Raw genomic sequence first — 21929 nt, forward strand, 5'->3', positions numbered from 1 at the left:
TGCAAAGGAGTTTTATCAGAGATGGATTTCAAAGAGTATATCCGGGTCATTCCCGATTTTCCCCAGCCCGGCATCCGTTTTAAGGACATCACCACCTTGTTGAAAGACGGCAAGGCGTACCGGGCGGCCATCGATGCGATGAAGGAGGCCGTCTCCGGGCTGAAGATCGATGTCGTCGCCGGTCCGGAAGCGCGCGGCTTCGTCGTCGGCGCTCCGCTTGCGCTGGCGCTGGGCGTCGGCTTCGTGCCGATCCGCAAGAGCGGCAAACTGCCGGGCGAGACGATCGAGGCGGGGTACGACCTGGAATACGGCAAAGACAAGCTGGCCGTTCACAAGGACGCCATCCTTCCGGGACAGAAGGTGCTTATCGCCGACGATCTGCTTGCCACCGGCGGGACGATCGCGACTACGACCGATTTGCTGCGCCGTCTGGGCGGAGACGTTGTCGGCGCTTCGTTTTTGATCGAGCTTACCTATTTGAACGGCCGGGAGAAGCTGAAGGACCTGAACGTCTTCTCCCTGGTGCAGTACTGAGAAATTCCCCGTTTGCGCCCTTTTGGGCCGTCCTATGAGCTTGTAAACCAAGACCGTTCGCACGGGTTGCCGCGCGGGCGGTTTTTTTCTGCGGAAGGTCCCTTTCACATCGTCTGATCTCCTCACATCGAGTGCCCTCCTTACATCCCCTGTTTGATTTTGAAGACCGTATTCGGGATGGTTTCTCAACCGGCTTCGTTTGCTCCTTTTCGGCAAAAAGCAAACCCGCGTGGTTGTTCGGCTTGAAAGACGGGAATAGACGGGAATTTCGCGCGTTGAAGCCTGTCCGCACATGGGAGTCCCGCTCGAAGGAGACCGCTCCGGCGATAGGGTCACTTGCGACGGTGTACTACATCCGCCAAGTAGTCCGTCCAGTACCCTACATTGCCGCCGTCCGTGCTGCCAAGCCGGCATGTAGTCCGCCCAGTACCCTACATTGCCGCCGTCCGTGCTGCCAAGCCGTTATGTAGTCCGTCCAGTACCCTACATTGCCGCTGTCCGTGCTGCCAAGCCGTCATGTAGTCCGCCCAGTACCCTACATTGCCGCCGTCCGTGCTGCCAAGCCGGCATGTAGTCCGCCCAGTACCCTACATTGCCGCCGTCCGTGCTGCCAAGCCGCCAAGAAGTCCGCCCAGTACCCTACATCGCAGCCGTCCGTGCTGCCAAGCCGTCATGTAGTCCGTCCAGTACCCTACATTGCCGCCGTCCGTGCTGCCAAGCCGTCATGTAGTCCGTCCAGTACCCTACTTGACCCCGAGCGGCTCTATTGGATGTTGTGCAGGATACGGGGCTCTTTTCCCCTTTAACGGAACGTATGTTGGATTTTTTCCAAGCGAAAAGGCCCGTAAGATGTGCGATTCGGCTTCTGCGGACCAAATGACCGGATATATCCAACATAGGCCGGTTTCCACATAGGCCGGCTTCCGGCGTCCGAACGGCATGTTCGGTTGGTTTTTTCCGATTTAGCGGCGTCTGCGGCGCGGCGTTGGGGACCGGTCGCTCCGGAGTGCGGCGCGGCGGCAAAGTTTCATCTGGCATTAAGGACCTGTTCATCTTCCGTTCATTTAGGGGTGCTAGTATCCACTTATTGTTATACATAGCAGTCCGAAGAGCGGGAGGTTCTTGAATGAAAAAGCAAAAAATCAAAAGGTGGATCACGTGGATCGTCGTCGTAGCGGTTCTCGCGGGCGCGGGCGGCGGCGGTTACTGGTGGTACAAGAATAAAGACGCGAAGGAAATGGCCGGAGGCCTTACATTCGCCCAGTCGAAGGTGACGAAAGGAACGATTACGCAAAGCGTATCCGGTTCCGGGGCCGTCGAAGTGGCGGAGTCGGAAACGGCGCTCGTGTCGGAGCCGGCCACGGTGGCGAAAGTATGGGTGGAAGAAGGAGCCGAAGTCAAAAAAGGCGACGTGCTCGCCACCTTCGAAGGGGAGGATGTAAGCCTTGCGCTCAGCAAAGCGGAGCTGACGCTGGAGCAGCAGAAAATGGCGCTCGAATCCGCGCAGGAAAAGTGGAAAAGCTTGCAAATCTCGGGAGCCGACGAAGCGGAACTGGAATCCGCGGAAATGAACATCAAAAGCGCGGAGCTGAACATCAAGCAAACGGAGCTTGAAATCCAGGATTACAAGGAGAAAGCGAAGGCTCCCGATCCGCTTGTCGCGCCGATCGACGGAACCGTGACGGCGGTGAACATCAAGGCGGGGGACGAGGTGTCGGCCCGTTTGGAAGCTTTTACGATCGTCAACTACAAAAAGCTGCAGATGACGATTTCCGCGGACGAATTGGACATTACGAAGATTAAGGTCGGTCAAAAGGCCAACATTGCGTTGGACGCGCTGAGCGGGCAGAAGATCACCGGGACCGTGACGGAAATTTCCAAAGAAGGGACGTCCTCCAACGGCGTCTCCACGTTCCCGGTTGTCGTGACGCTGAACAATATCAAGGATGTGCTGCCGGGCATGTCCGGAGAAGTTGAGATTATCATTCAGCAAAAAGAAAACGCGCTGATGGTTCCGGTAGACGCGGTGGAAACGATAGGCGGCAAGTATTTCGTCCGCGTGCCCCGCAGCGGCGAGACGGAAGGTTCTGCGGGATCGTCAAACGCAACAGAATCGTCAGGCTCAACAGAATCGTCAGGCTCAACAGAACCATCAGGCACAACGGGTTCGTCAGGATCTACAGGTTCGGCGGATGGCCGTTCAAGCACAACTGCAAGCGACGCGGACGCGAGTTCCGGACAAGCGCGAAGCGCCGCTTCGGGACAGACGAGACAAGAAGGCGTGGCTGCACAACCGGGACAAGGGGCGGCGCCGGGCGGAGCGCGAGAGGGCGCGGCATCCGGATGGAACCGCGGCAACGGTCAGGGCCTGGGCCGGATGAATTCGCAAAACGGCGCATTTACGCTGAAGGAAATTACGGTCGGCATCACGACGGATTCGAACGTGGAAGTCCTTTCCGGCCTGAACGAAGGCGATACCGTACTCATTCCGATCACCGTCTCCTCCGACACCAACCGTACGGTGACAATGGGCGGATTTGGCGGCATGGGCGGTTTCCCCGGAGCCGGGGCAGGCTTTATCAGCGGCGGCAACAGAGTCTTTTCCGGCGGCGGCAGCGGACGCGGCACCGGAGGGACGAGCGGCGGCACGGGCGGCGGAGGACGATAAACATGAGCGCGAAACAGGATCAGCAGTGCCTTATCCGGCTGGAGAACATTTATAAGCAGTACGAGATGGCCGGCGAAACCTTCAATGCCCTGGACGGAGTGTCCGTAACGGTGAATAAAGGCGATTTCATGGCGATCGTCGGGCCGTCGGGTTCGGGAAAATCGACCCTGATGAACGTGCTCGGCTGCCTCGACCGGCCGACAAGCGGCACCTATTATTTGGACGGCGCGGAAGTGCAGAAGCTGAGGGACAACAAGCTGGCGCAAATCCGCAATTACAAGATCGGGTTCATTTTTCAGCAATATCATCTGCTTCCGAAGCTGCGCGTGATCGACAATGTGGAACTGCCGCTCGTGTACCGGGGGATGTCCGCCCGGGAGCGAAGGGAGCGCTGCAGGGAGGCGCTGGAAAAAGTCGGTCTGGGCGACAAGCTGCATCATCTGCCGAGCCAGCTTTCCGGCGGCCAGCAGCAGCGCGTGGCCATCGCCCGGGCGCTGGCGGGCCGTCCGCCGCTGCTGCTCGCCGACGAGCCGACAGGAGCGCTGGACAGCAAGACAAGCCGGGAAGTGATCGCCCTGCTCAAGGAATTGAACGAGGCTGGCAACACGATCGTTCTCATTACGCACGATCCGTCCGTCGCCGCGCAGGCGAAACGCGTCGTGCGCATTTCCGACGGCAGATTGACGGAGGAAAGGAATGAAGCTTCATGAAGCTGTCGCAAGGCGTCAAAATGGCCTGGCATAGCGTGTACAGCCAGAAATTGCGCACTCTGCTCACCATTTTGGGCATCATGATCGGCATCGCTTCCGTCACGGTCATGGTCGCCATCGGGAACGGAACGGCGGAGCAGGTCAAAAGCCAGATGCAGGGGCTCGGAACCAACTTGCTGACCGCCAATGTCGTCGGCCGCGGAGCGGTAACGAGCATCACGCTCGAGGATGCGGAGAAGATCGCGGACATTGACGGCGTGTCCGCCTACGCTCCGGTCATCTCCGGCAGCGTGACGGTCAAATACGGCACGACCACCTATTCGGCTTCCGTCTTAGCGACGACGCCGTCGTTCGCCGAAGTAAGGGAATATTCCGTCGCGCAGGGACGGTTCATCAAGGAAATCGACGGAGCGTTTGCCCAGAAGGTCGCGGTCATCGGCTCCGAAGTTGCCGAGGAGCTCGGCATGTCCAATCCGGTCGGGGAAAAAATCACGCTCGACGGCGTTCCGTACAAGGTGGTCGGCGTGCTCGCGTCCAAAGGCTCGTCCACGACCGGCTCCAACGACAATATCGTCATCGTTCCGATCCAAACCGCGCGCGTCGTGCTGAAAACGGACGCGATCCGCACCCTTTACGTGCAGGCCGAAAGCGAGAAGCGGGTCGATTTTGTCCAGACGATGCTGGAGTTTCATCTGCAGACGTTTTTCCGCGGCGACGAGGACAGCTATACGGTGTTCAATCAGGCGGACCTGCTGAAGACGATCACCGAGGTTTCCACCTCCATGTCGACGATGCTGACGTACGTGGCCGCCATCTCGCTCCTGGTCGGAGGCATCGGCATCATGAACATGATGCTCGTATCGGTCACGGAGCGCACCCGGGAGATCGGCATCCGGAAGTCGCTGGGAGCCAAGCAGCGGGACATCCTGTTCCAGTTTCTCGTCGAAGCCGCCATTATCGGCGGATTGGGAGGCGTTATCGGGGTCTTGGTCGGCGCCGGGGGTTCGAGTTTCGCCGGCAAATGGATGAATTCCCCCGTAGCGCCGTCGGTCGACATTATGGTGATCGCGGTAGCCTTCTCGATGGGCGTTGGGGTTCTGTTCGGTTTCCTGCCGGCAAGGCGCGCCTCCAAGCTGGACCCGGTCGAAGCGCTTCGCCATTAAGACATTCGAGGAGTCAAAAGGAGTTTGAACCGGCATGGCCATTGCCAGCATTTTGGTGATCGAGGACGATCCTTATATCAGCGATCTGATCGGCTTGTATTTAAGGCGGGAGGGCTTCCGCTTCGCGGTCGCGCACGACGGCGAAGACGGAATCGAACAATTCGCCGCGCAGCCGCCCGATCTGGTCATCTTGGACCTGATGCTGCCCCGGTGCGACGGTTGGAGCGTCTGCCGCCGCATTCGGGCGGTTCGCGATACGCCGATCATCATTTTGACGGGGAAAGGCGAGAGCTACGACAAGCTCAAAGGCTTCGAGCTCGGGGCGGACGACTATCTGGTCAAGCCGTTCGACCCGAAGGAGCTCATGGCTCGCATCAAGGCCGTTATGCGGCGGACCAAGCCGGGCTTCGCCCGCGAGCCCGTCCGCCTGCCCGACCTGGTCATCGACCTGGACCGGTACGTCGTTCAATGCGGGGAGAACGAAATGACGCTGCCCCCGAAGGAAATGGAACTGCTGCATGCGCTTGCGTCGATGCCCAACCGGGTGCTGACTCGCGAGCAGCTGATCGATCGGGTGTGGGGATTCGACTTTGAAGGGGATCCCCGGACCGTGGACGTTCATATCAAGCGCATCCGGGAGAAGATCGGAACGACGCCGCATTACCGCATTGAAACGATCCGCGGCGTCGGCTATAAATTCGAGGTGAGCGGAGCATGATCCGGTGGAACGGCATCACCGTCAAGCTGCTGCTCGCCTTTTTTGCGGTTTTGCTCATTTCTTTCAGCGCGACGTCCGCCGTCTCCTTCTGGTTCGTCCGCTCGGAGCTGCGCAGCGGCAACGCCCGTTTCGAGCGGGATCAGTTAAGCGTGATCGCCGCCCTCGTTCGCACCGCGTACAGGGAAAACTGGGACGACGCCGTTCTGCGCTCCGCACTCCAGGTGTCGATGGGGCCGCCGGGTCGCGCCATTTTCGTCGTGGACGGGTCGGGCAACGTGCTGCTCCGCGCGGGCCGAAAGGATTTGAGTCTTTTGCCTTCCGATCGGCAAGCGCTGCGGCTGGCGCTGGACAGCGGGGTTCAGACGCTCGATGGAGCGGTGTCCGAGGACGGCTCGCTCAGGTGGTCGGTGACGCCGATCAACGGGCCGGACGATCTGAAGGCAAAAGCCGTCGTCATCGTCTCCGGTCCCCGCCGCCAGGAGATCGGGATCTTTACCGGCCTGTTCCGCAATATTTTTATCTCGATGCTGGTGACGGCCGTCGTCATCGTGTTCGCCGTTTCGCGGGGCATGACGGCGCGCCTGCGCAACATGAGCGAGGCGGCCCGTCTCATCGCCAAAGGCAGGTTCGACGTTCGCTTAAAGGAACGGCCGCGGGACGAAATCGGGGAGCTGGCCGAATCGCTGAACCACATGTCGGCGGAGCTCGCCGGCCTCGACCGCATGCGCCGGGAATTTCTCGCCAACGTATCGCATGACCTTCGTTCTCCGCTCACGTCCATCGGCGGGTATGTGGAGGCGATGATCGACGGCGCGATTCCCGAGGAGAAGCGGGACGCTTATTTGGGCCTCATACGGGAACAGACGCAGCGGATGAACCGGCTCGTCAACGATTTGCTGGAAGTGGCGAGGATGGAAGCGGGGCAGGTGGTTTTGTCGAAAGTGCCGTACAATCTGACGGAATGGATTCGCAGGCTGCTGGCCGCGCTGCACCCGGATTTCGCCCGCCGCAAGCTGACCGTCGAGCTGACGGGAGAGGCCGAAGACGTATGGGTCTATGCCGACCCGGACCGGATCGATCAGGTGCTGTCGAATCTGCTGCTGAACGCCATCCAGTTTTCGCCGGACGGACAAACCATCGAAGTCTCGGTCGAGCGGAAAGGAAAAGCAGCGGTCGTCAGCGTGCGCGATTACGGGGTCGGCATTCCGCCGGAAGACCTGGAGCGCATCTGGCATCGGTTCTACAAATCGGACAAGGCCCGCTCCGCCCGTTCGGGCAGCGGTCTGGGGCTGTCCATCGTCCGGAACGTGCTGGAGCAGCACGGCACGCGGGCGACGGTCGAAAGCCGGCCGGGCGCCGGCTCCCGCTTTTCGTTCGAACTGCCCGTTGTCGATCCCAAGCCGCCAGGCCGGACGCAAGTTTTGCGACTTCCGAAGCATAGTTGACGATTGCTGCCGAAAGGAGGCATAATGAAAGGAATACTTCATAGGATTTGGGCGGCGCCTGTCGTCTTACGGAAAGGAAATGGACATGGGCATGGAGCAACTGCTCGAAATCGCGTCCACATACATGAAAGAACAGGATTTGCAGCGCATTCGAGAAGCGTACGAATTCGCCGAGCAAGCGCACAAGGGGCAAACGCGCAAGTCCGGCGAGCCGTACATTTTGCATCCGCTTGCGGTGGCCGAGATTCTGGCACGGATGCAGATGGACGTCGTGACCGTCATGGCCGCGCTGCTGCACGATGTCGTGGAGGATACGACCGTGACGCTGGACGATGTAAGGCAAAAGTTCGGCGAAACGATCGCCGGCCTCGTCGACGGCCTCACCAAGCTGGAGAAGATCCAGTTCCGCTCCAAGGAAGAGCAGCAGAACGAGAACTACCGCAAAATGTTTGTCGCCATGGCCAACGACATCCGCGTCATCCTGATCAAGCTGGCCGACCGCCTGCACAACATGCGAACGCTTAAATACCAGTCCGAGGAAAGCCAGCGGCGCATCGCGCACGAGACGCTGGAAATCTATTGTCCGATTGCGCACCGGCTCGGCATCAGCGCTTTCAAGTGGGAAATGGAAGACATCGCCCTGCGGTACCTGAATCCCCAGCAGTATTACCGAATCGCCAACCTGATGAAGAAAAAGCGCACGGAACGCGAGCAATACATCGCCGATCTGATCGAACGCATTCGCGAAAAGCTGGACGAAATGGGCATCCAGGGCGATATTTCCGGCCGTCCGAAGCATATCTACAGCATTTACAAGAAGATGACGACGCGCAACAAGCAGTTCAACGAAATCTACGATCTGCTTGCGATCCGCATTCTGGTCGACAACGTGAAGGATTGCTACGCGACGCTGGGCATCATCCATACGTTGTGGAAGCCGATGCCGGGACGGTTCAAGGATTATATCGCCATGCCGAAGGCGAATATGTACCAGTCGCTGCACACGACCGTCGTCGGTCCGACGGGCGAACCGACCGAGGTGCAAATCCGCACCTGGGAGATGCACCGCACGAGCGAGTACGGGATCGCGGCCCACTGGGCTTACAAGGAGGGCAAGGAGACCGGCGTCGTTCAAGGTTCGTTCGAGGACAAAATGAACTTTTTCCGTGAAATCATCGAGCTGCAGCAGGATACGCGCGACGCGGCCGAGTTCATGGAATCGCTCAAAATGGATTTTTTCACCGACCTCGTCTTCGTCTTCACGCCCAAAGGCGAGGTCTTCGAGCTGCCCGCGGGTTCCGTTCCGCTTGATTTCGCTTACCGGGTTCATACGGAAGTCGGCAACCGGACGATCGGGGCCAAGGTGAACGGAAGAATCGTCCCGCTCGATCACAAGCTCAAAACGGGCGACATCGTCGAAATTTTAACGTCCAAGCATTCCTACGGTCCGAGCCAGGACTGGATCAAAATCGCGCAGTCTTCTCATGCCCGAAGCAAAATCCGCCAATGGTTCAAGAAGGAAAAGCGCGAGGAGAACGTGCGCAAAGGCTGGGATTTGCTAGAGCGCGAACTGAAGCGCATCGGCCTGGAGCCGTCCGAATGGATGACGGACGACAAGCTGCTGGAGACGGCGCGCAAGTTCACGTTTAACGACATCGAGGACATGATGTCCGCGATCGGCTTTTCCGGCATCACCGCCGCGCAGGTCGTGACGAAGCTGACGGAGAAGCTGCGCAAGGAAGCCGAGGAAGCGAACCAAATCCAGCTTACGACGGAAGTCAAAGAAGTGAAGCCCCAGCAGACGGAACGGAAAGCCCGCCCGTCGAACGGGGTAACCGTCAAGGGCGTCGACAACCTGCTCGTCCGCTTTGCCCGGTGCTGCAGCCCGGTCCCGGGGGACGACATCGTCGGGTACATTACGCGCGGACGCGGGGTGTCGGTTCACCGGTCGGACTGTCCGAATTTGCCGAACGCGGCTGAAGGCGAGGAGGCGGCCCGCGTCATCGAGGTGGAGTGGGAGGATGCGGTCGACGCGAACTACAGCGTGGAGATCGAGATTCTCGGCCACGACCGGCGCGGCCTGCTGAACGAAGTGCTGCAGGCGGTGTCGGAGAGCAAGACGAATATCGCGGCCGTCTCCGGCCGTTCGGACCGGAACAAGGTGGCGATCATGCATTTGACCATCCTCATCCGCAACAAGGACCACCTGCAATCGGTCGTCGAGAAGATCAAGCGGGTGAAAGATATTTTCTCCGTGCAGCGGATGATGCAGTAGAAGGGAAATCGGAGGTAGGCAAGCCAAGTGAGAGTAGTGCTGCAGCGCGTGGCGAATGCGAGCGTGCGCGTGAACGGTTCGGTCGTCGGCGAGATCGGGGCCGGGCTTTTGCTGCTTGTCGGCATCAAACAGGAGGATACGGAAGCGGATCTGGCTTGGATGGCGGACAAGGTGGCGGGGCTCCGCATTTTCGAAGACGGCGAAGGGAAAATGAATCTGTCGTTAATGGACGTAGGCGGAGCCGTGCTGTCGGTGTCGCAGTTTACGCTGTACGGCGATTGCCGGAAGGGCAGGCGGCCGAACTTCATGGCGGCGGCCCGGCCGGAGAAGGCGTCGGAGCTGTACGACCGGTTCAACGCCATGCTGCGGGAAAAAGGGATAACGGTCGCGACCGGCATTTTCGGCGCGATGATGGAAGTGTCGCTGGTCAACGACGGTCCGGTTACGCTCGTTTTGGACAGCCCCGCCTAGCCTTCGCCCTGCTTCTGCTGCCGTTTCCGGATTAGGCTAACTTCAAAATGGCAACACTACAAGTCGATCCTTGCATTCGGAAAGGAAGTCGACGTTGATGAGGCAGTCCGGGAAAGCGGCGAAGCTGCAGAAGGTGATGAGAGAAGGGCGGCCGTCCGACCGCCGGGAAGCGCTGGCGCTTCAGGCGGACGCCGAGTTCGCGGACGACGGGCATGACGCCCGTTCGGGCGGAGGATACGGAAGGCGGCATCCCCCGCCAGGCAGAGGCTAAGAGGAGGAGCCGGCGGCAGAGCGCGGCGCAGCCGACTTTGCGTCCGCGGCAAGAGGGACTTGCCGCCGCGCGCGAGCGAAGAAAGAACGGAGGAGAAACGCCCGATATGCATATTCATCTAGCGGCGGCCGATGCCTCTTTGGAACGGCCGCTTTCTCATCTTGCAGCGCTTTTTTACGAGAATCCGGAAATCACGTTTTCGGCGGGCGGCCGGCCTGAGGCGGACGTGAACATCGGGCTGGAGATCGCGGAGGAAGGAGCCAGGGTGCGGGTTCGGGCGCTGCTTAAGGCGCGCGCCGCCGGAATGGCGGCGGAGCGGCCGGAGGATTTGCCAGAGCAGGAGCCGCTGCGGGAGCGGCTTGCCGTGCACGAGAGCGAATTTCCCGCCGGCGCCGCGGACGAGGAGCGCCGCAAGCTGGTCAGGCAGACGGCGAGCCGGGCGCTTGTGGACGTGCTGCAGCGGGAGACGGGAATCGTCCAGCCGTGGGGGATTCTGACCGGCGTCCGCCCGACGAAGCTGATGCACGAGGGGATTCGCAGCGGGCGGCCGGCAGCGGAGGTGAGACGCTATCTGAAGGAGCATTATCTCGTCTCCGAAGAGAAGATCGCCCTTATGGAGCGAATCGTCGGCCGCCAGCTGAAGGCGCTGCCGGATTTGTACGACCTGCGCCGGGAAGTGAGCGTCTACATCGGCATTCCTTTTTGCCCGACCAAATGCGCTTATTGTACGTTCCCCGCATACGACATCAACGGCCGCCAAGGCTCGGTCAACGGCTTTTTGCACGGGCTTCACCAGGAGATTCGCGTCATCGGCAAGTGGCTGCGAGACAACGGCGTTCCGGTGACGACGATCTATTTCGGAGGCGGCACGCCGACGAGCATCACGGCCGAAGAGATGGACGATTTGTACGCGGAGATGGCCGCTTCGTTCCCGGATTTGAGCCGGGTGCGCGAGATCACGGTGGAAGCGGGACGCCCGGATACGATTACGCCGGAGAAGCTGGCCGTGCTGAACAAGTGGAACATCGGCCGGATCAGCATCAATCCGCAATCGTACATTCAGGAGACGCTCGATCTCATCGGCAGACACCATTCGGTGGAGGAGACGGTCGAGAAGTTCTGGCTTGCCCGCGAGCACGGCATGGACAACATCAACATGGATTTGATTATCGGCCTTCCGGGAGAAGGTCCGGACGAATTCAGGCATACGCTCGCCGAAACGGAGAAGCTCCTGCCCGAATCGCTGACCGTCCATACGCTGTCCTTCAAGCGCGCCTCGGAAATGACGCGGCATCGCGGCGAAGCCAAGTACAAGGTGGCGACGCGCGGGGAGATCGGGGAGATGATGGACGAGGCGGTCCGCTGGACGGATGCCCACGGCTATGCGCCCTATTATTTGTACCGCCAGAAAAATATTCTCGGCAATCTCGAAAATGTCGGCTACTCGCTCCCGGGCAAGGAAAGCCTGTACAACATCCTTATCATCGAGGAGATGCAATCGATCATCGGGCTCGGCTGCGGCGCGACCAGCAAATGGGTCGATCCGGTTACGGGAGCCATGACGAGACTGGCCAATCCGAAAGAGCCGAAGGCTTATATCGAAACCTACGAAAAATCGATCGAAGCCAAGCTCGAAGCGCTGGAGAAATGGAACGCCTCAAGGCTGAAGGCGGTTGCGGCGAAAGGGGCGCGTCTGTTTTCGGGGAAAGGCGAAGAAAACCCGCATAGCGAAGCTGTTGCGGACCGGCGGCGGTAACGGCGATAAACGCTTACTTTTTTGTAACCATACTGTAATCTCCTTTTTACGTTTTCTTAAAATAAGATCTCTATTATCTAAGGTGACCCCCTTTTTTCAATATAGATTCAACCTGAACCTGCCGGAATGCCGGCAGGTGATTTTTTTGCCGGGGCTTCGGGGCTGCAGGCGGCAGATCCGATCCCGTCCTAATCCCGACCCAATCCAGGCCCGGCCCGGTCCGATGTTGACTTTCCTCCCCATCTCGTAATAAAATGATTATCAACTGTATCCAGCCATGATTCGATGACGGGAATAAGTACTCCGGCCCCACATCTCCAGAGAGGAAAGCCTCCGGCTGCAAGCTTTCCGTTGATGACCGGACGAACGACATCCCCGAGAACTTCACGCGAACGGTTTCCGCAGGAAGCGGAGGCGCCAGTAGCGTAGAGGCGTGCCGGGCGTTAACCGGATGAAGCGCGATCGCCGCGCGGCCGAAGCGACAAGGCCGAAGGGCGGCGGTCGAATGACGGGTGGCACCGCGGGAGCAAAGACGGCTCTCGTCCCTGACATGCATGAAGGCATGTTCGGGACGGGAGCTTTTTTGACGTTTCGGCAAAAATGACCATTCGGCAAACCAGAACGAAGCGGAGCGACGCAGTTGTCGCAAAAACGAGGAAGGTGGCTTGACGATGAAGTTTCAGAAACCGCCGGGCACGCAGGACGTGCTTCCCGGCAGCGCCGAATTATGGCAGTTCGTGGAGCAAACCGCCAGAGAGCTGTGCCGGCGATACCATTACCGCGAAATTCGCACGCCGATGTTCGAGGCGACGGAATTGTTCCAGCGCGGAGTCGGCGAGACGACGGACATCGTCGAGAAGGAGATGTACACGTTCGAAGACCGCGGCGGCCGGAGCATGACGCTCCGGCCCGAAGGGACGGCGGGGGTCGTTCGGGCCTATGTGGAAAACAAGCTGTACGGCGAGCCGGACATCGCAAAGCTTTACTACATCGGGCCGATGTTTCGTTACGAGCGGGCGCAAGCCGGCCGTTACCGCCAGTTCCATCAGTTCGGCGTGGAAGCGATCGGATCGGCCGATCCGGCCCTTGACGCCGAAGTCATCGCGCTGGGCTACAGCTTCTATAAGGCTGTCGGGCTCAAAGACGTCGCCGTCGAGATCAACTCGGTCGGCACGCCTCAGGTGCGCGCGGCTTTCCGGGAGAAGCTGCTCGGCTTCCTGGCTCCGATGAAGGAAAGCCTGTGCAAGGACTGCCAGTCCCGCATGGAACGCAATCCGCTCCGCGTGCTCGACTGCAAGGTCGATCAGGCGAAGTTCGAGGGCGCGCCTTCGATTCTCGACAGCCTGGACGAGGAGTGCAGCGCCCACTTCGCCCGGGTAAGGGAATGTTTGGACGCGATGAAGATCCCGTACAGCATCAATCCCCGCCTCGTCCGCGGCCTCGATTATTACACGCACACCGCGTTCGAGTACAAGGCGCAAGGCATCGGCTCCATCGACACCGTCGGCGGAGGCGGCCGGTACAACGGCCTTGTCGCCGACATCGGCGGGGAAGACCGTCCGGGCGTCGGCCTCGGGATCGGCCTCGAGCGCACGCTGCTGCTGCTGGAAAAGCAAGGCGCAGGTCCGGCCTTAGGCTCCGCCGTCGATGTGTACTTCATCGCGATGGGCGAGCGCGCGGAGCGGGAAGCGCCGGGCATCGTGCAGCGGCTTCGGGAAGCCGGACTTGCGGTGGAGCGGGATTACCAGGGCCGCAAGACGAAGGCGCAGTTCAAGGCGGCAGACCGCATCGGCGCCAGGTTCGCGGCCATTCTCGGGGACGAAGAGCTGGACAAGAGAGAGATTGCGCTCAAGGATCTGGCCAGCCAGGAGCAGCGGAACGTGCCGCTTGCGGGCTTGGCCGACAGCATTCGGAATTTGATTACAACGGAAAAGGGGATCGTAACCAATGATGCTTAAAACTCATGACTGCGGAACGTTAACCAAAAGCCACGTCGGCGAAACCGTCGTGCTGAACGGCTGGGTTCAAGGCTGGCGCGATTTCGGAGGCATCCTGTTCATCGACCTGCGCGACCGCAGCGGCATCGTGCAAATCGTATTTAATCCGGAGTTTTCCGGCGAAGCGCTGAGCATCGCCAGCCGCGCCCGCAACGAATACGTGCTTGCGGTAAAAGGCAAAGTCGTCCATCGCGATCCGGAAACGTTCAACCCGAACCTGGCCACCGGCGAAATCGAAGTGCAGGTGCACGAAGTCGAAATCGTCAATGCCGCCAAAACGCCGCCGTTTCCGATCGAAGACGGCGTGGAAGTGGACGAATCGCTGCGCCTGAAGTACCGCTATCTCGACCTGCGCCGCCCGGAAATGTACCGGACGCTGCAGCTCCGTTCGAAGGCGACGAAGGTGTTCCGCGATTTTCTCGACGAGAAAGGGTTCCTCGAGGTCGAGACGCCGATTTTGACGAAAAGCACGCCGGAAGGCGCGCGCGACTATCTGGTGCCGAGCCGGGTGCATCCGGGCGAGTTTTTCGCGCTGCCGCAATCGCCGCAATTGTTTAAGCAATTGCTGATGATCGGCGGCGTGGAGCGCTACTATCAAGTAGCGCGCTGCTTCCGCGACGAAGATTTGCGTGCGGACCGTCAGCCTGAGTTCACGCAGGTCGACATCGAAACGTCGTTCCTTTCGCAAGACCAGCTTCTGACCATGATGGAAGAACTGATGGCCAAGCTGTTCCGCGAAACGATCGGCGTCGAAATCCCGACCCCGTTTCAAAGGCTGACCTATCACGACGCGATTCATAAATACGGTTCCGACAAACCGGACCTTCGCTTCGGCTTGGAAATCGAAGACGTCACGGACATCGTCAAAGACAGCGACGTCAAAGTGTTCGCCTCGGTTGCCGCTTCCGGCGGCGTCGTCAAGGCGCTGAACGCCAAAGGCTGCGCAAGCTGGAGCCGCAAGGAACTTGACGACCTGCAGCCGTTCGCTGCGCGCTACGGCGGCAAAGGCATCGCCTGGATCACCGTGAAGGACGGCGAATGGAAAGGGCCGATCGTCAAGTTCTTCAAGCCGGAAGAGATCGCCGCCCTGACCGAACGGCTGAACGTCGAGGAAGGCGACCTGCTCTGCTTCTCCGCCGACAAGCTGAAGGTTGCCGCCGACGTCATGGGCAACCTGCGCCTGAAAGTCGGCCGCGATCTCGGCCTGATCGACAACAGCCAGTACAAGTTCCTGTGGGTCGTCGACTTCCCGCTTCTCGGCTGGGACGAAGAGGAGAAACGCTGGGTCGCCGAACACCATCCGTTCACCCGTCCGCGCGACGAGGATTTGGAACTGTTCGATACCAACCCCGGCGCAATCCGCGCGCAAGCCTACGACTTGGTGCTTAACGGCTATGAAGTCGGCGGCGGTTCGATGCGGATTTACCGCCGCGACGTGCAGGAGAAAATGTTTGCGGCGCTCGGCTTCACGATGGAGGAAGCGAAAGAGAAGTTCGGCTTCTTCCTCGACGCGTTCGAATACGGCACGCCTCCGCACGGCGGCATCGCGTTCGGACTCGACCGTCTCGTCATGCTGCTGGCCGGCCGCACCAATCTGCGGGAAACGATCGCGTTCCCGAAGACGGCAAGCGCGACCGACTTGCTGACCGACGCGCCGTCGGCCGTGGAGCCGCGGCAGCTTGAAGATCTTCACATCCGTCTGTCGGCCAAAGCGCTGGCCGCGCAGGCCAAAGCCGCAGCGCCGGCAGCCGCCCAGGCGGCCGAAGAAGCGCAGCCGCAAGGATAAGCGGAAGGGCGAAGTGGCGGCAGGCGCCCATTAAAGCAAAGGAGCGGAACATTCCATGCTGCATCAGTTCTCCAGAACCGAGCTCGCCATCGGGCCCGAAGGCCTGGAAATCTTGAAGGGAAGCACCGTAGCCGTGCTCGGCATCGGCGGCGTCGGCTCGATCGCGGCCGAGGCGCTTGCCCGTACGGGCATCGGCCGCATCGTCATGATCGACAAGGATGTCGTCGACATTACGAACATCAACCGGCAAATCCACGCGCTCACGACGACGATCGGACAGCCGAAGGCGGAGCTGATGCGGGAGCGCATCAAGCTGATCAATCCGGATTGCGACGCGATCGCGCTTCGCATGTTTTATACGGAGGAAACGTACGAAGAACTGTTCAAATATCCGCTGGATTACGTTCTCGACGCTTCCGATACGATCTCGTACAAGATCCACTTGATCAAGACGTGCCTGGAGCGCAACATTCCGATCATCTCGAGCATGGGCGCGGCGAACAAGATGGACCCGACCCGGTTTCAGGTTGCGGACATCTCGAAAACGACCGTCGACCCGATCGCCCGCGTCATCCGGCAAAAGCTCCGCAAAGAGGGGATCAAAAAAGGGGTAAAAGTCGTCTTTTCCACGGAAGAGCCGCTCAAGCCGCGCCAGGACGTGACTCAGCGCATCGTTCCGGATACGGCGCCGAAGGAGATTCGCAAAGCCCAGCAGCCTCCCGCCAGCAACTCGTTCGTTCCGCCGGTGGCCGGACTGATCATGGTCAGCGTCGTGGTCAGGGAACTGCTGGAGCGGGGGAGCAGGCAGCCTTCGTAAGGAGCTTAACCCAAAAAAACGCTTGATTTCTTTAATCGGACCTTAGGGTCCGATTTTTTTTGTAGTCCGTCCAGTACCTCATCGCCCCGAGCGGCTAAATTGGATTTTGTGCAGGGTACCGGCTCCTTTTGCGCATTTCCGGACCGTATGTTGGATTTTCTCCAGTGAAATGGCCCGTGAGCCGTGCGGATTCGGCTTCTGCGGGCCAAATGACTGGATATATCCAACATAGGCCGGCTTCAGGCTCCTGAACGGCGCATTCGGTTGGATTTTTTCCAATAAAGACGCAAAGCCGCGGTTGTTTTTTGCCCAAATCCGCTTGAACCGGGGAATATACGCCTTTTTTAGCGGCCGGTTGGCGCTTGTCTCTTTCAAAGGGACAAGGCGGTTCATAGATTAGATTATCTCTCGACAAGGAGGTGAAAAGATTTGGAAAACCAAACTTGGGGCGTATTTTCTTGGGAAGCCGACGGTTCAAAAGACCGTTCGAGCAAAGGCAAAGATCACAGCGGCAAAAGCCACACGAGCCTCAGCAAAGACCACAAAAGCAAAAGCCACACGAGCCTCAGCAAGGACCACAAAAGCAAAAGCCACTCGAGCCGCAGCAAGGATCACAAAAGCAAAAGCCACACGAGCCTCAGCAAGGATCACAAAAGCAAAAGCCACTCTAGACTCCGCAAAGACCATATCAGCAAAAGCCACACAAGTTACCGCAAAGACCACATCAGCAAAAGCCACACGAGTTACCGCAAAGACAGCAAAAGCAAAAGCCATTTGAGTGACCGCAAAGACCACAAAAGCCAAAGCCATTCGAGCCATCGCAAGGACCACATCAGCAAAAGCCACAAAAGCAAAAGCCACAAAAGCAAAAGCCGCTCGAGCCAAAGCAAAGATTTCAGCAGCAAAAGCCGTTCAAGCCGCAGCAAAGGCTACTAAAGCAAGAGCCTTCGGGGCAATCCGGAATAAGCCCGGCATCGGGCAGACTTTCGGCGCCATGAGGGCATGACGTTCTTGATCGGGTCAACCGGCCAATCCGGTTGGCCTTTTTTTTTGCGCGGAGTCCGGTATGGATCGACCTCGCCGTCCACTCGTGATATTGGCCGTTTCCGCCATTTCATCAGAGTCATACGCTGAAGAAGGCGCGTATACCATTGCCCTTCCATGAAAGGTGGAGACGGCATGCACATACCTGTACGATCGCTTGTGATCGGGAAAGCGGAAATGAATAAGCTGGAAATGGATGTATGGAAGGACCGGTACGTTCCGGCGGTTCTCCGGACCAACGGGCAGTCGACTCCCGTCCTGGTGCGTTATCGCGGCAGCCATACGAGGGAATACCCGAAACGATCCTTCGAGATCGTCCGCAAAGGCCAAACCTTCCATTACAATGCGGAATTCGACGACCCGTCCATGATCCGCAATGCGCTCTCTTTCTGGTTTTTGGAGCTTCTCGGCCTGCCCAGTCCGCGCACGAAGCACGTTCAGCTTGTCCGCAACGGCAAGCCGCTCGGATTATATTTGGAGATCGAGGCGGTAGAGCCGGGATTTTTCCGCCGCAGAGGCATCGGCGCCCGCTCTCTTTTTTACGCGGTCAATAGTCATGCGGATTTCAGCCTGCGGAGTCCCGCGTCGCAGCTATCGGGCTATGAATACCGGTTCGGCGGCTCCTGCGAAAAAAAACGGCTCGCTTCGTTCATCCGGGGCCTGCACCGCGTCCGCGGAACGCGGCTGGCCGCTTATTTGAACCGGAATTTGGACATCGACAACTACCTGAAATGGCTGACGGGCGCCGTCCTGACCGGCAACTACGACGGATTCGAGCAAAACTACGCGCTGTATCGGCACCGGGCGAGCGGAAAGTGGAGAATCATCCCTTGGGACTACGAAGGAACATGGGGGCGCAACTGCTACGGGAAGCTGGTCGAGAGCGATCTGGTGGACGTGAAAGGGTATAACGAACTGACGAAAAAAGTGCTCCAGCATCGGCCGTACAGGCTGCGTTACAAAAACATGCTGCGAAAGGCGCTGAACGGAGCGTTCAACGAAAAGAAGATTCTGGCGAAGGCGACCGACATGCACCGGTCCATCTCACCTTACGTTCGCAAGGACGAGTACTTCCAGTGGCCTTACGACGAATTTCTGGGCGAATTGGACGTCATCCGCAACTATATCCGGGAGCGGAGGGCAATCGTCGCAAGCGCCCTCAAGCAGCTGTGACCGTTGTCGCGCCGGGGCCCCCGCCGGTAACGGCGCGAATCCGGGATGGAACGCATGTGTCCGAATCTGGTATGATGAAGGATACAGAAAGGCGTGATTTCCATGGATTTGTTCAGTTTCGGAACGGAAGCCGACATGCGTTCCCGGCGGCTTGCCGACCGGATGCGGCCGGAGACGCTTGACGAATATATCGGGCAGGAGCACATCGTCGGGCCGGGCAAGCTGCTGCGGCGGGCGATCGAAAGCGACACGGTGTCGTCGATCGTGCTGTTTGGGCCGCCGGGCTGCGGGAAAACGACGCTCGCGCATATAATATCCAAAAAAACCGACGGCGAATTCGTCCGCCTGAACGCGGTCGACGCGTCCGTCAAGGACGTGCGGGAAGTGATCGAGCGGGCGGAGGACAACAAGAACCTGTACGGACGCAAAACGATTTTATTCCTGGACGAAGTCCACCGTTTCAACAGCGCCAGGCAGGACGCGCTGCTTCCGGCGGTCGAGAAAGGGATTATCGTCTTTATCGGAGCGACGACGGAAAATCCGTACCATTCGATCAACGGCGCGTTGCTTTCGCGTTCCACCCTGTTCAGGCTGCATCCTCTGACGAAAGAGCATTCGCTGATCGCCATGAGGAGAGCGATCGCCGATCCGGTCAAAGGGCTCGGCTTCATGAAGCTGCAGGTCGATGAAGAGGCGCTGCAGCATATTGCGGCGATGGCCAACGGCGATATCCGCCGGGCGCTGACCGCCCTGGAACTGGCCGCCGTCACGACGCCGTCCCGGGAGGACGGGACGGTGCATATTACGCTGGACATCGCGGAGGAGTCGATCCGCCAGCCTTCGGTTCAGGCGGACGAATCGACGCAGTACGATGTGCTGTCCGCATTTCACAAGAGCGTGAGAGGGTCCAGCGACGCCGCGCTGTTCTGGTTTCTGTACGCCGTGGAACGGCTGGGCATGGACCCGATGGTGTTTCTGCGCCGGCTGACGGTCGCCTGCAGCGAGGACATCGGGCTTGCGAATCCGCAGGCGATGGTGCAGGCGGTCAGCGCAATGGAAGCGTATCACCGGATCGGCTGGCCGGAATCCAAATACATCATCGCGCAGGCGATTCTTTTTGCCGTGGAGAGTCCGAAATCGAACGCGATCCCGGTTGCGATCGATCGCATTATGAACGCTTTCGACGCGATCGGGTCGGCGGAGGTGCCCATGCATTTGCGGGATGCGCATTATAGCGGCGCCAAAAAGCTCGGGCACGTCGGGTACAAATACCCTCACGATTATCCCGGCCATTACGTGGAGCAGCAGTATTTGCCGGACAAGCTGCACGGCAAGGCCTTCTACGAGGCGACCGAACAGGGAATGGAGGACAAAATCCGGCAAAACCAGGCGCGCAGGCGGCGCCGCGGACAACCGGGCGATCGCTGACGGCCGGGCGTCATGCGCCGTTTGAAGCCGTACCGAACGAAAAACCGGCATAGGACACGGGTTACGGCGAATACAGATGGGTACTACGGCCGTTAGCGGGGCGACACGTCAATTGACGGTTTCGCTCAAAACGTCTAAGCTAAAATAAAGGTGTGCCTAAGCCGTTCCCATTATTTATCTTCGTTATCCAAAGGAGGTGTACCTATCCTCCGCGCATGGGGGGATAGGAAGCGTTTGGACAGTGACCCGTTTCCATTAACGGTAGATCTAATCTTGGTATTGCTGTTGGTCTTCTGGAACGGCTTTTTCGTGTCCATCGAATTTGCGATGGTCAGCATGCGAGGCGTCCGGATCGATACCCTCGTTCAGGAGGGAAAACCGCGGGCGAAGTTCATCTCGCATTTGGCCCATCATATCGACGCGTATTTGTTTGCGTGCCAGCTCGGCATTACCCTCGCGTCGCTTGGACTCGGATGGTTCGGAGGACCGGTCGTCGCGAGCGTTTTTGAGCCCGCGTTCCATTGGTTAGGCTTATCGGAGGGCTGGATTCATTCGCTGTCGATTGCGATTGCCTTCCTGATCATTGTGGCGCTGCACATCGTGCTTGGCGAGCTTGCGCCGAAGACGCTTGCCGTAAGGCAAGCCGAGAAGGTGACCCAGCTCGCGGCTGCTCCGCTCATTTTTTTCCGGAAGCTGATGAGTCCTTATCTCTGGATTCTGAACAAAGTGGCCGTGTCTTTGCTCAAGGCGTTCGGGATCGCGCCGGCGAACGAGGTTTCTTCCGCCCATACGGAAGAAGAAATCCGGATTTTAATGAAGGAGAGCCACAAGAACGGGTTGATCGACAACACCGAATTGACGCTGGTGGACAATATATTCGAATTCGCGGAAACGAACGCGCACGAAATCATGATTCCCCGTACGGATATGATTTGCCTTTACACCAATCTTTCCTTCGAGGAAAACAAAAACATCGCGTTAAAGGAAATGCATACCCGTTACCCGTTGTGCGCGGGCGACAAGGACAATATCATCGGCTTCGTCCACATCAAGGATCTGCTCAAGGCGACGGACGGCTCGGTTCGCGATATTCGCGAGCTGATGCGGCCGATGCTGACGGTGCCGGAAACGATGCCGATCAGTTCGCTGCTGAAGCTGATGCAGAAGAAAAAGACGCAAATCGCCATTCTCATTGACGAATACGGCGGGACGTCCGGCCTGGTGACCCTGGAGGACATCATGGAGGAGATCGTCGGCGAGATTCAGGACGAATTCGACGAAGAGCGTCCGGATCTTGAAAAAAAGGATGAACACTCTTATTCGATCAGCGGCATGATGCTCATCGAAGAGGTGAACAGCTTCTTCGGCCTGGATATTCCGACCGACAATTACGATACGATCGGCGGCTGGATGTATTCGCAGATCGAGATTCCGCCTACGAAATGGCAGTCGGTGGAAGTGGAAGGCGGCTTCCAGTTTATCGTGGAGGAGACGGACCATTTGCGGATCTCGCGCATTCGCGTCACGCGGATCGAATCGGCGCAATGGGAGGAAACCCGGGCAGAGACGGGTTAAACGAATGCGAAAAATCAAGCTATCCCTCAGGCAGAACCTGCGGGATAGCTTTTTTGATTTAACGGATCGATTTCGAAGCCGTTCCGCCAGCGCGCCAG

17 protein-coding genes are annotated in these 21929 nt (G+C 59.0%); 16 read left to right on the top strand and 1 reads right to left on the bottom strand.

Translation table 11 applies throughout. From position 1 onward, the window contains the following. The first annotated feature begins 21 nt into the window (after window positions 1-21). From F560_RS0103995 to F560_RS0104060, 13 genes are all read left to right on the top strand, one after another. Entirely contained in the window at window positions 22-534 is a 513-nt protein-coding gene (locus F560_RS0103995) for an adenine phosphoribosyltransferase (RefSeq protein WP_019004422.1), read from the top strand. A gap of 1126 nt (window positions 535-1660) precedes the next feature. After that, window positions 1661-3202, top strand: coding sequence for an efflux RND transporter periplasmic adaptor subunit (locus F560_RS0104000; protein WP_019004423.1), 1542 nt, complete (start codon window positions 1661-1663; stop codon window positions 3200-3202). A 2-nt stretch (window positions 3203-3204) separates the two neighbouring features. Next, window positions 3205-3912: an ABC transporter ATP-binding protein gene (locus tag F560_RS0104005; protein ID WP_019004424.1), complete on the top strand. Its 708-nt coding sequence runs from the start codon at window positions 3205-3207 to the stop codon at window positions 3910-3912. Continuing rightward, window positions 3909-5075 (top strand): ABC transporter permease, encoded by a 1167-nt coding sequence (locus tag F560_RS0104010; protein ID WP_019004425.1) that lies wholly within the window; start codon window positions 3909-3911, stop codon window positions 5073-5075. Before F560_RS0104005 ends, F560_RS0104010 begins: the two co-directional genes overlap by 4 nt. Before the next feature lie 34 nt (window positions 5076-5109). After that, on the top strand, window positions 5110-5793 hold the full coding sequence (locus F560_RS0104015; RefSeq protein WP_019004426.1) for a response regulator transcription factor: 684 nt from the start codon (window positions 5110-5112) through the stop codon (window positions 5791-5793). After that, window positions 5790-7238, top strand: a complete 1449-nt coding sequence (locus F560_RS24485) for a sensor histidine kinase (RefSeq protein WP_019004427.1) — start codon at window positions 5790-5792, stop codon at window positions 7236-7238. The genes F560_RS0104015 and F560_RS24485 overlap by 4 nt, the downstream gene beginning before the upstream one ends. Window positions 7239-7323: 85 nt before the next feature. Then, window positions 7324-9513: a RelA/SpoT family protein gene (locus tag F560_RS0104025; protein WP_019004428.1), complete on the top strand. Its 2190-nt coding sequence runs from the start codon at window positions 7324-7326 to the stop codon at window positions 9511-9513. Between the two features lie 27 nt (window positions 9514-9540). Further along, window positions 9541-9984, top strand: coding sequence for a D-aminoacyl-tRNA deacylase (dtd, locus tag F560_RS0104030; protein WP_026298077.1), 444 nt, complete (start codon window positions 9541-9543; stop codon window positions 9982-9984). Window positions 9985-10081: 97 nt separating this feature from the next. Further along, window positions 10082-10255, top strand: a complete 174-nt coding sequence (locus F560_RS25470) for a hypothetical protein (protein ID WP_019004430.1) — start codon at window positions 10082-10084, stop codon at window positions 10253-10255. 106 nt (window positions 10256-10361) lie between these two features. Then, the gene (locus tag F560_RS0104040) at window positions 10362-12011 is read left to right on the top strand and encodes a coproporphyrinogen III oxidase (RefSeq protein ID WP_083931983.1); all 1650 of its coding nucleotides are present in this window, start codon (window positions 10362-10364) and stop codon (window positions 12009-12011) included. Window positions 12012-12682: 671 nt separating this feature from the next. Then, window positions 12683-13969 (top strand): histidine--tRNA ligase, encoded by a 1287-nt coding sequence (gene hisS, locus F560_RS0104050; protein ID WP_019004433.1) that lies wholly within the window; start codon window positions 12683-12685, stop codon window positions 13967-13969. Further along, entirely contained in the window at window positions 13959-15794 is a 1836-nt protein-coding gene (gene aspS / locus F560_RS0104055) for an aspartate--tRNA ligase (RefSeq protein ID WP_019004434.1), read from the top strand. The genes hisS and aspS overlap by 11 nt, the downstream gene beginning before the upstream one ends. A gap of 55 nt (window positions 15795-15849) precedes the next feature. After that, the gene (locus F560_RS0104060; RefSeq protein ID WP_019004435.1) at window positions 15850-16611 is read left to right on the top strand and encodes a tRNA threonylcarbamoyladenosine dehydratase; all 762 of its coding nucleotides are present in this window, start codon (window positions 15850-15852) and stop codon (window positions 16609-16611) included. A 474-nt stretch (window positions 16612-17085) separates the two neighbouring features. Here the strand turns inward: F560_RS0104060 and F560_RS25475 are convergent, their stop codons facing one another. Next, complete coding sequence (locus F560_RS25475; protein ID WP_156828885.1) at window positions 17086-17496, bottom strand: hypothetical protein; 411 nt, start codon at window positions 17494-17496, stop codon at window positions 17086-17088. Window positions 17497-17790: 294 nt separating this feature from the next. Here F560_RS25475 and F560_RS0104075 point away from each other — a divergent pair, with 294 nt between their 5' ends. From F560_RS0104075 to F560_RS0104085, 3 genes are all read left to right on the top strand, one after another. Beyond that, entirely contained in the window at window positions 17791-18828 is a 1038-nt protein-coding gene (locus F560_RS0104075) for a CotH kinase family protein (protein ID WP_026298078.1), read from the top strand. Between the two features lie 102 nt (window positions 18829-18930). Next, on the top strand, window positions 18931-20256 hold the full coding sequence (locus F560_RS0104080) for a replication-associated recombination protein A (protein WP_211214103.1): 1326 nt from the start codon (window positions 18931-18933) through the stop codon (window positions 20254-20256). Window positions 20257-20529: 273 nt separating this feature from the next. Further along, window positions 20530-21831 (top strand): hemolysin family protein, encoded by a 1302-nt coding sequence (locus F560_RS0104085; protein WP_019004440.1) that lies wholly within the window; start codon window positions 20530-20532, stop codon window positions 21829-21831. Window positions 21832-21929 lie beyond the last annotated feature (98 nt).

It is taken from the genome of Cohnella laeviribosi DSM 21336, from assembly GCF_000378425.1.
In the GTDB taxonomy this organism is placed as follows: domain Bacteria; phylum Bacillota; class Bacilli; order Paenibacillales; family Paenibacillaceae; genus Cohnella; species Cohnella laeviribosi.

Excerpts from the sequence above, each read along its gene's own strand:
- aspS (WP_019004434.1), top strand. The coding sequence starts at position 13,959 with ATGATGCTTAAAACTCATGACTGCGGAACGTTAACCAAAAGCCACGTC.
- F560_RS24485 (WP_019004427.1), top strand. The coding sequence starts at position 5,790 with ATGATCCGGTGGAACGGCATCACCGTCAAGCTGCTGCTCGCCTTTTTT.
- F560_RS0103995 (WP_019004422.1), top strand. The coding sequence starts at position 22 with ATGGATTTCAAAGAGTATATCCGGGTCATTCCCGATTTTCCCCAGCCC.
- F560_RS25470 (WP_019004430.1), top strand. The coding sequence starts at position 10,082 with ATGAGGCAGTCCGGGAAAGCGGCGAAGCTGCAGAAGGTGATGAGAGAA.
- F560_RS0104000 (WP_019004423.1), top strand. The coding sequence starts at position 1,661 with ATGAAAAAGCAAAAAATCAAAAGGTGGATCACGTGGATCGTCGTCGTA.
- F560_RS0104075 (WP_026298078.1), top strand. The coding sequence starts at position 17,791 with ATGCACATACCTGTACGATCGCTTGTGATCGGGAAAGCGGAAATGAAT.
- hisS (WP_019004433.1), top strand. The coding sequence starts at position 12,683 with ATGAAGTTTCAGAAACCGCCGGGCACGCAGGACGTGCTTCCCGGCAGC.
- F560_RS0104080 (WP_211214103.1), top strand. The coding sequence starts at position 18,931 with ATGGATTTGTTCAGTTTCGGAACGGAAGCCGACATGCGTTCCCGGCGG.
- F560_RS0104025 (WP_019004428.1), top strand. The coding sequence starts at position 7,324 with ATGGGCATGGAGCAACTGCTCGAAATCGCGTCCACATACATGAAAGAA.
- F560_RS0104005 (WP_019004424.1), top strand. The coding sequence starts at position 3,205 with ATGAGCGCGAAACAGGATCAGCAGTGCCTTATCCGGCTGGAGAACATT.
- F560_RS0104060 (WP_019004435.1), top strand. The coding sequence starts at position 15,850 with ATGCTGCATCAGTTCTCCAGAACCGAGCTCGCCATCGGGCCCGAAGGC.
- F560_RS0104015 (WP_019004426.1), top strand. The coding sequence starts at position 5,110 with ATGGCCATTGCCAGCATTTTGGTGATCGAGGACGATCCTTATATCAGC.
- F560_RS0104040 (WP_083931983.1), top strand. The coding sequence starts at position 10,362 with ATGCATATTCATCTAGCGGCGGCCGATGCCTCTTTGGAACGGCCGCTT.
- F560_RS0104010 (WP_019004425.1), top strand. The coding sequence starts at position 3,909 with ATGAAGCTGTCGCAAGGCGTCAAAATGGCCTGGCATAGCGTGTACAGC.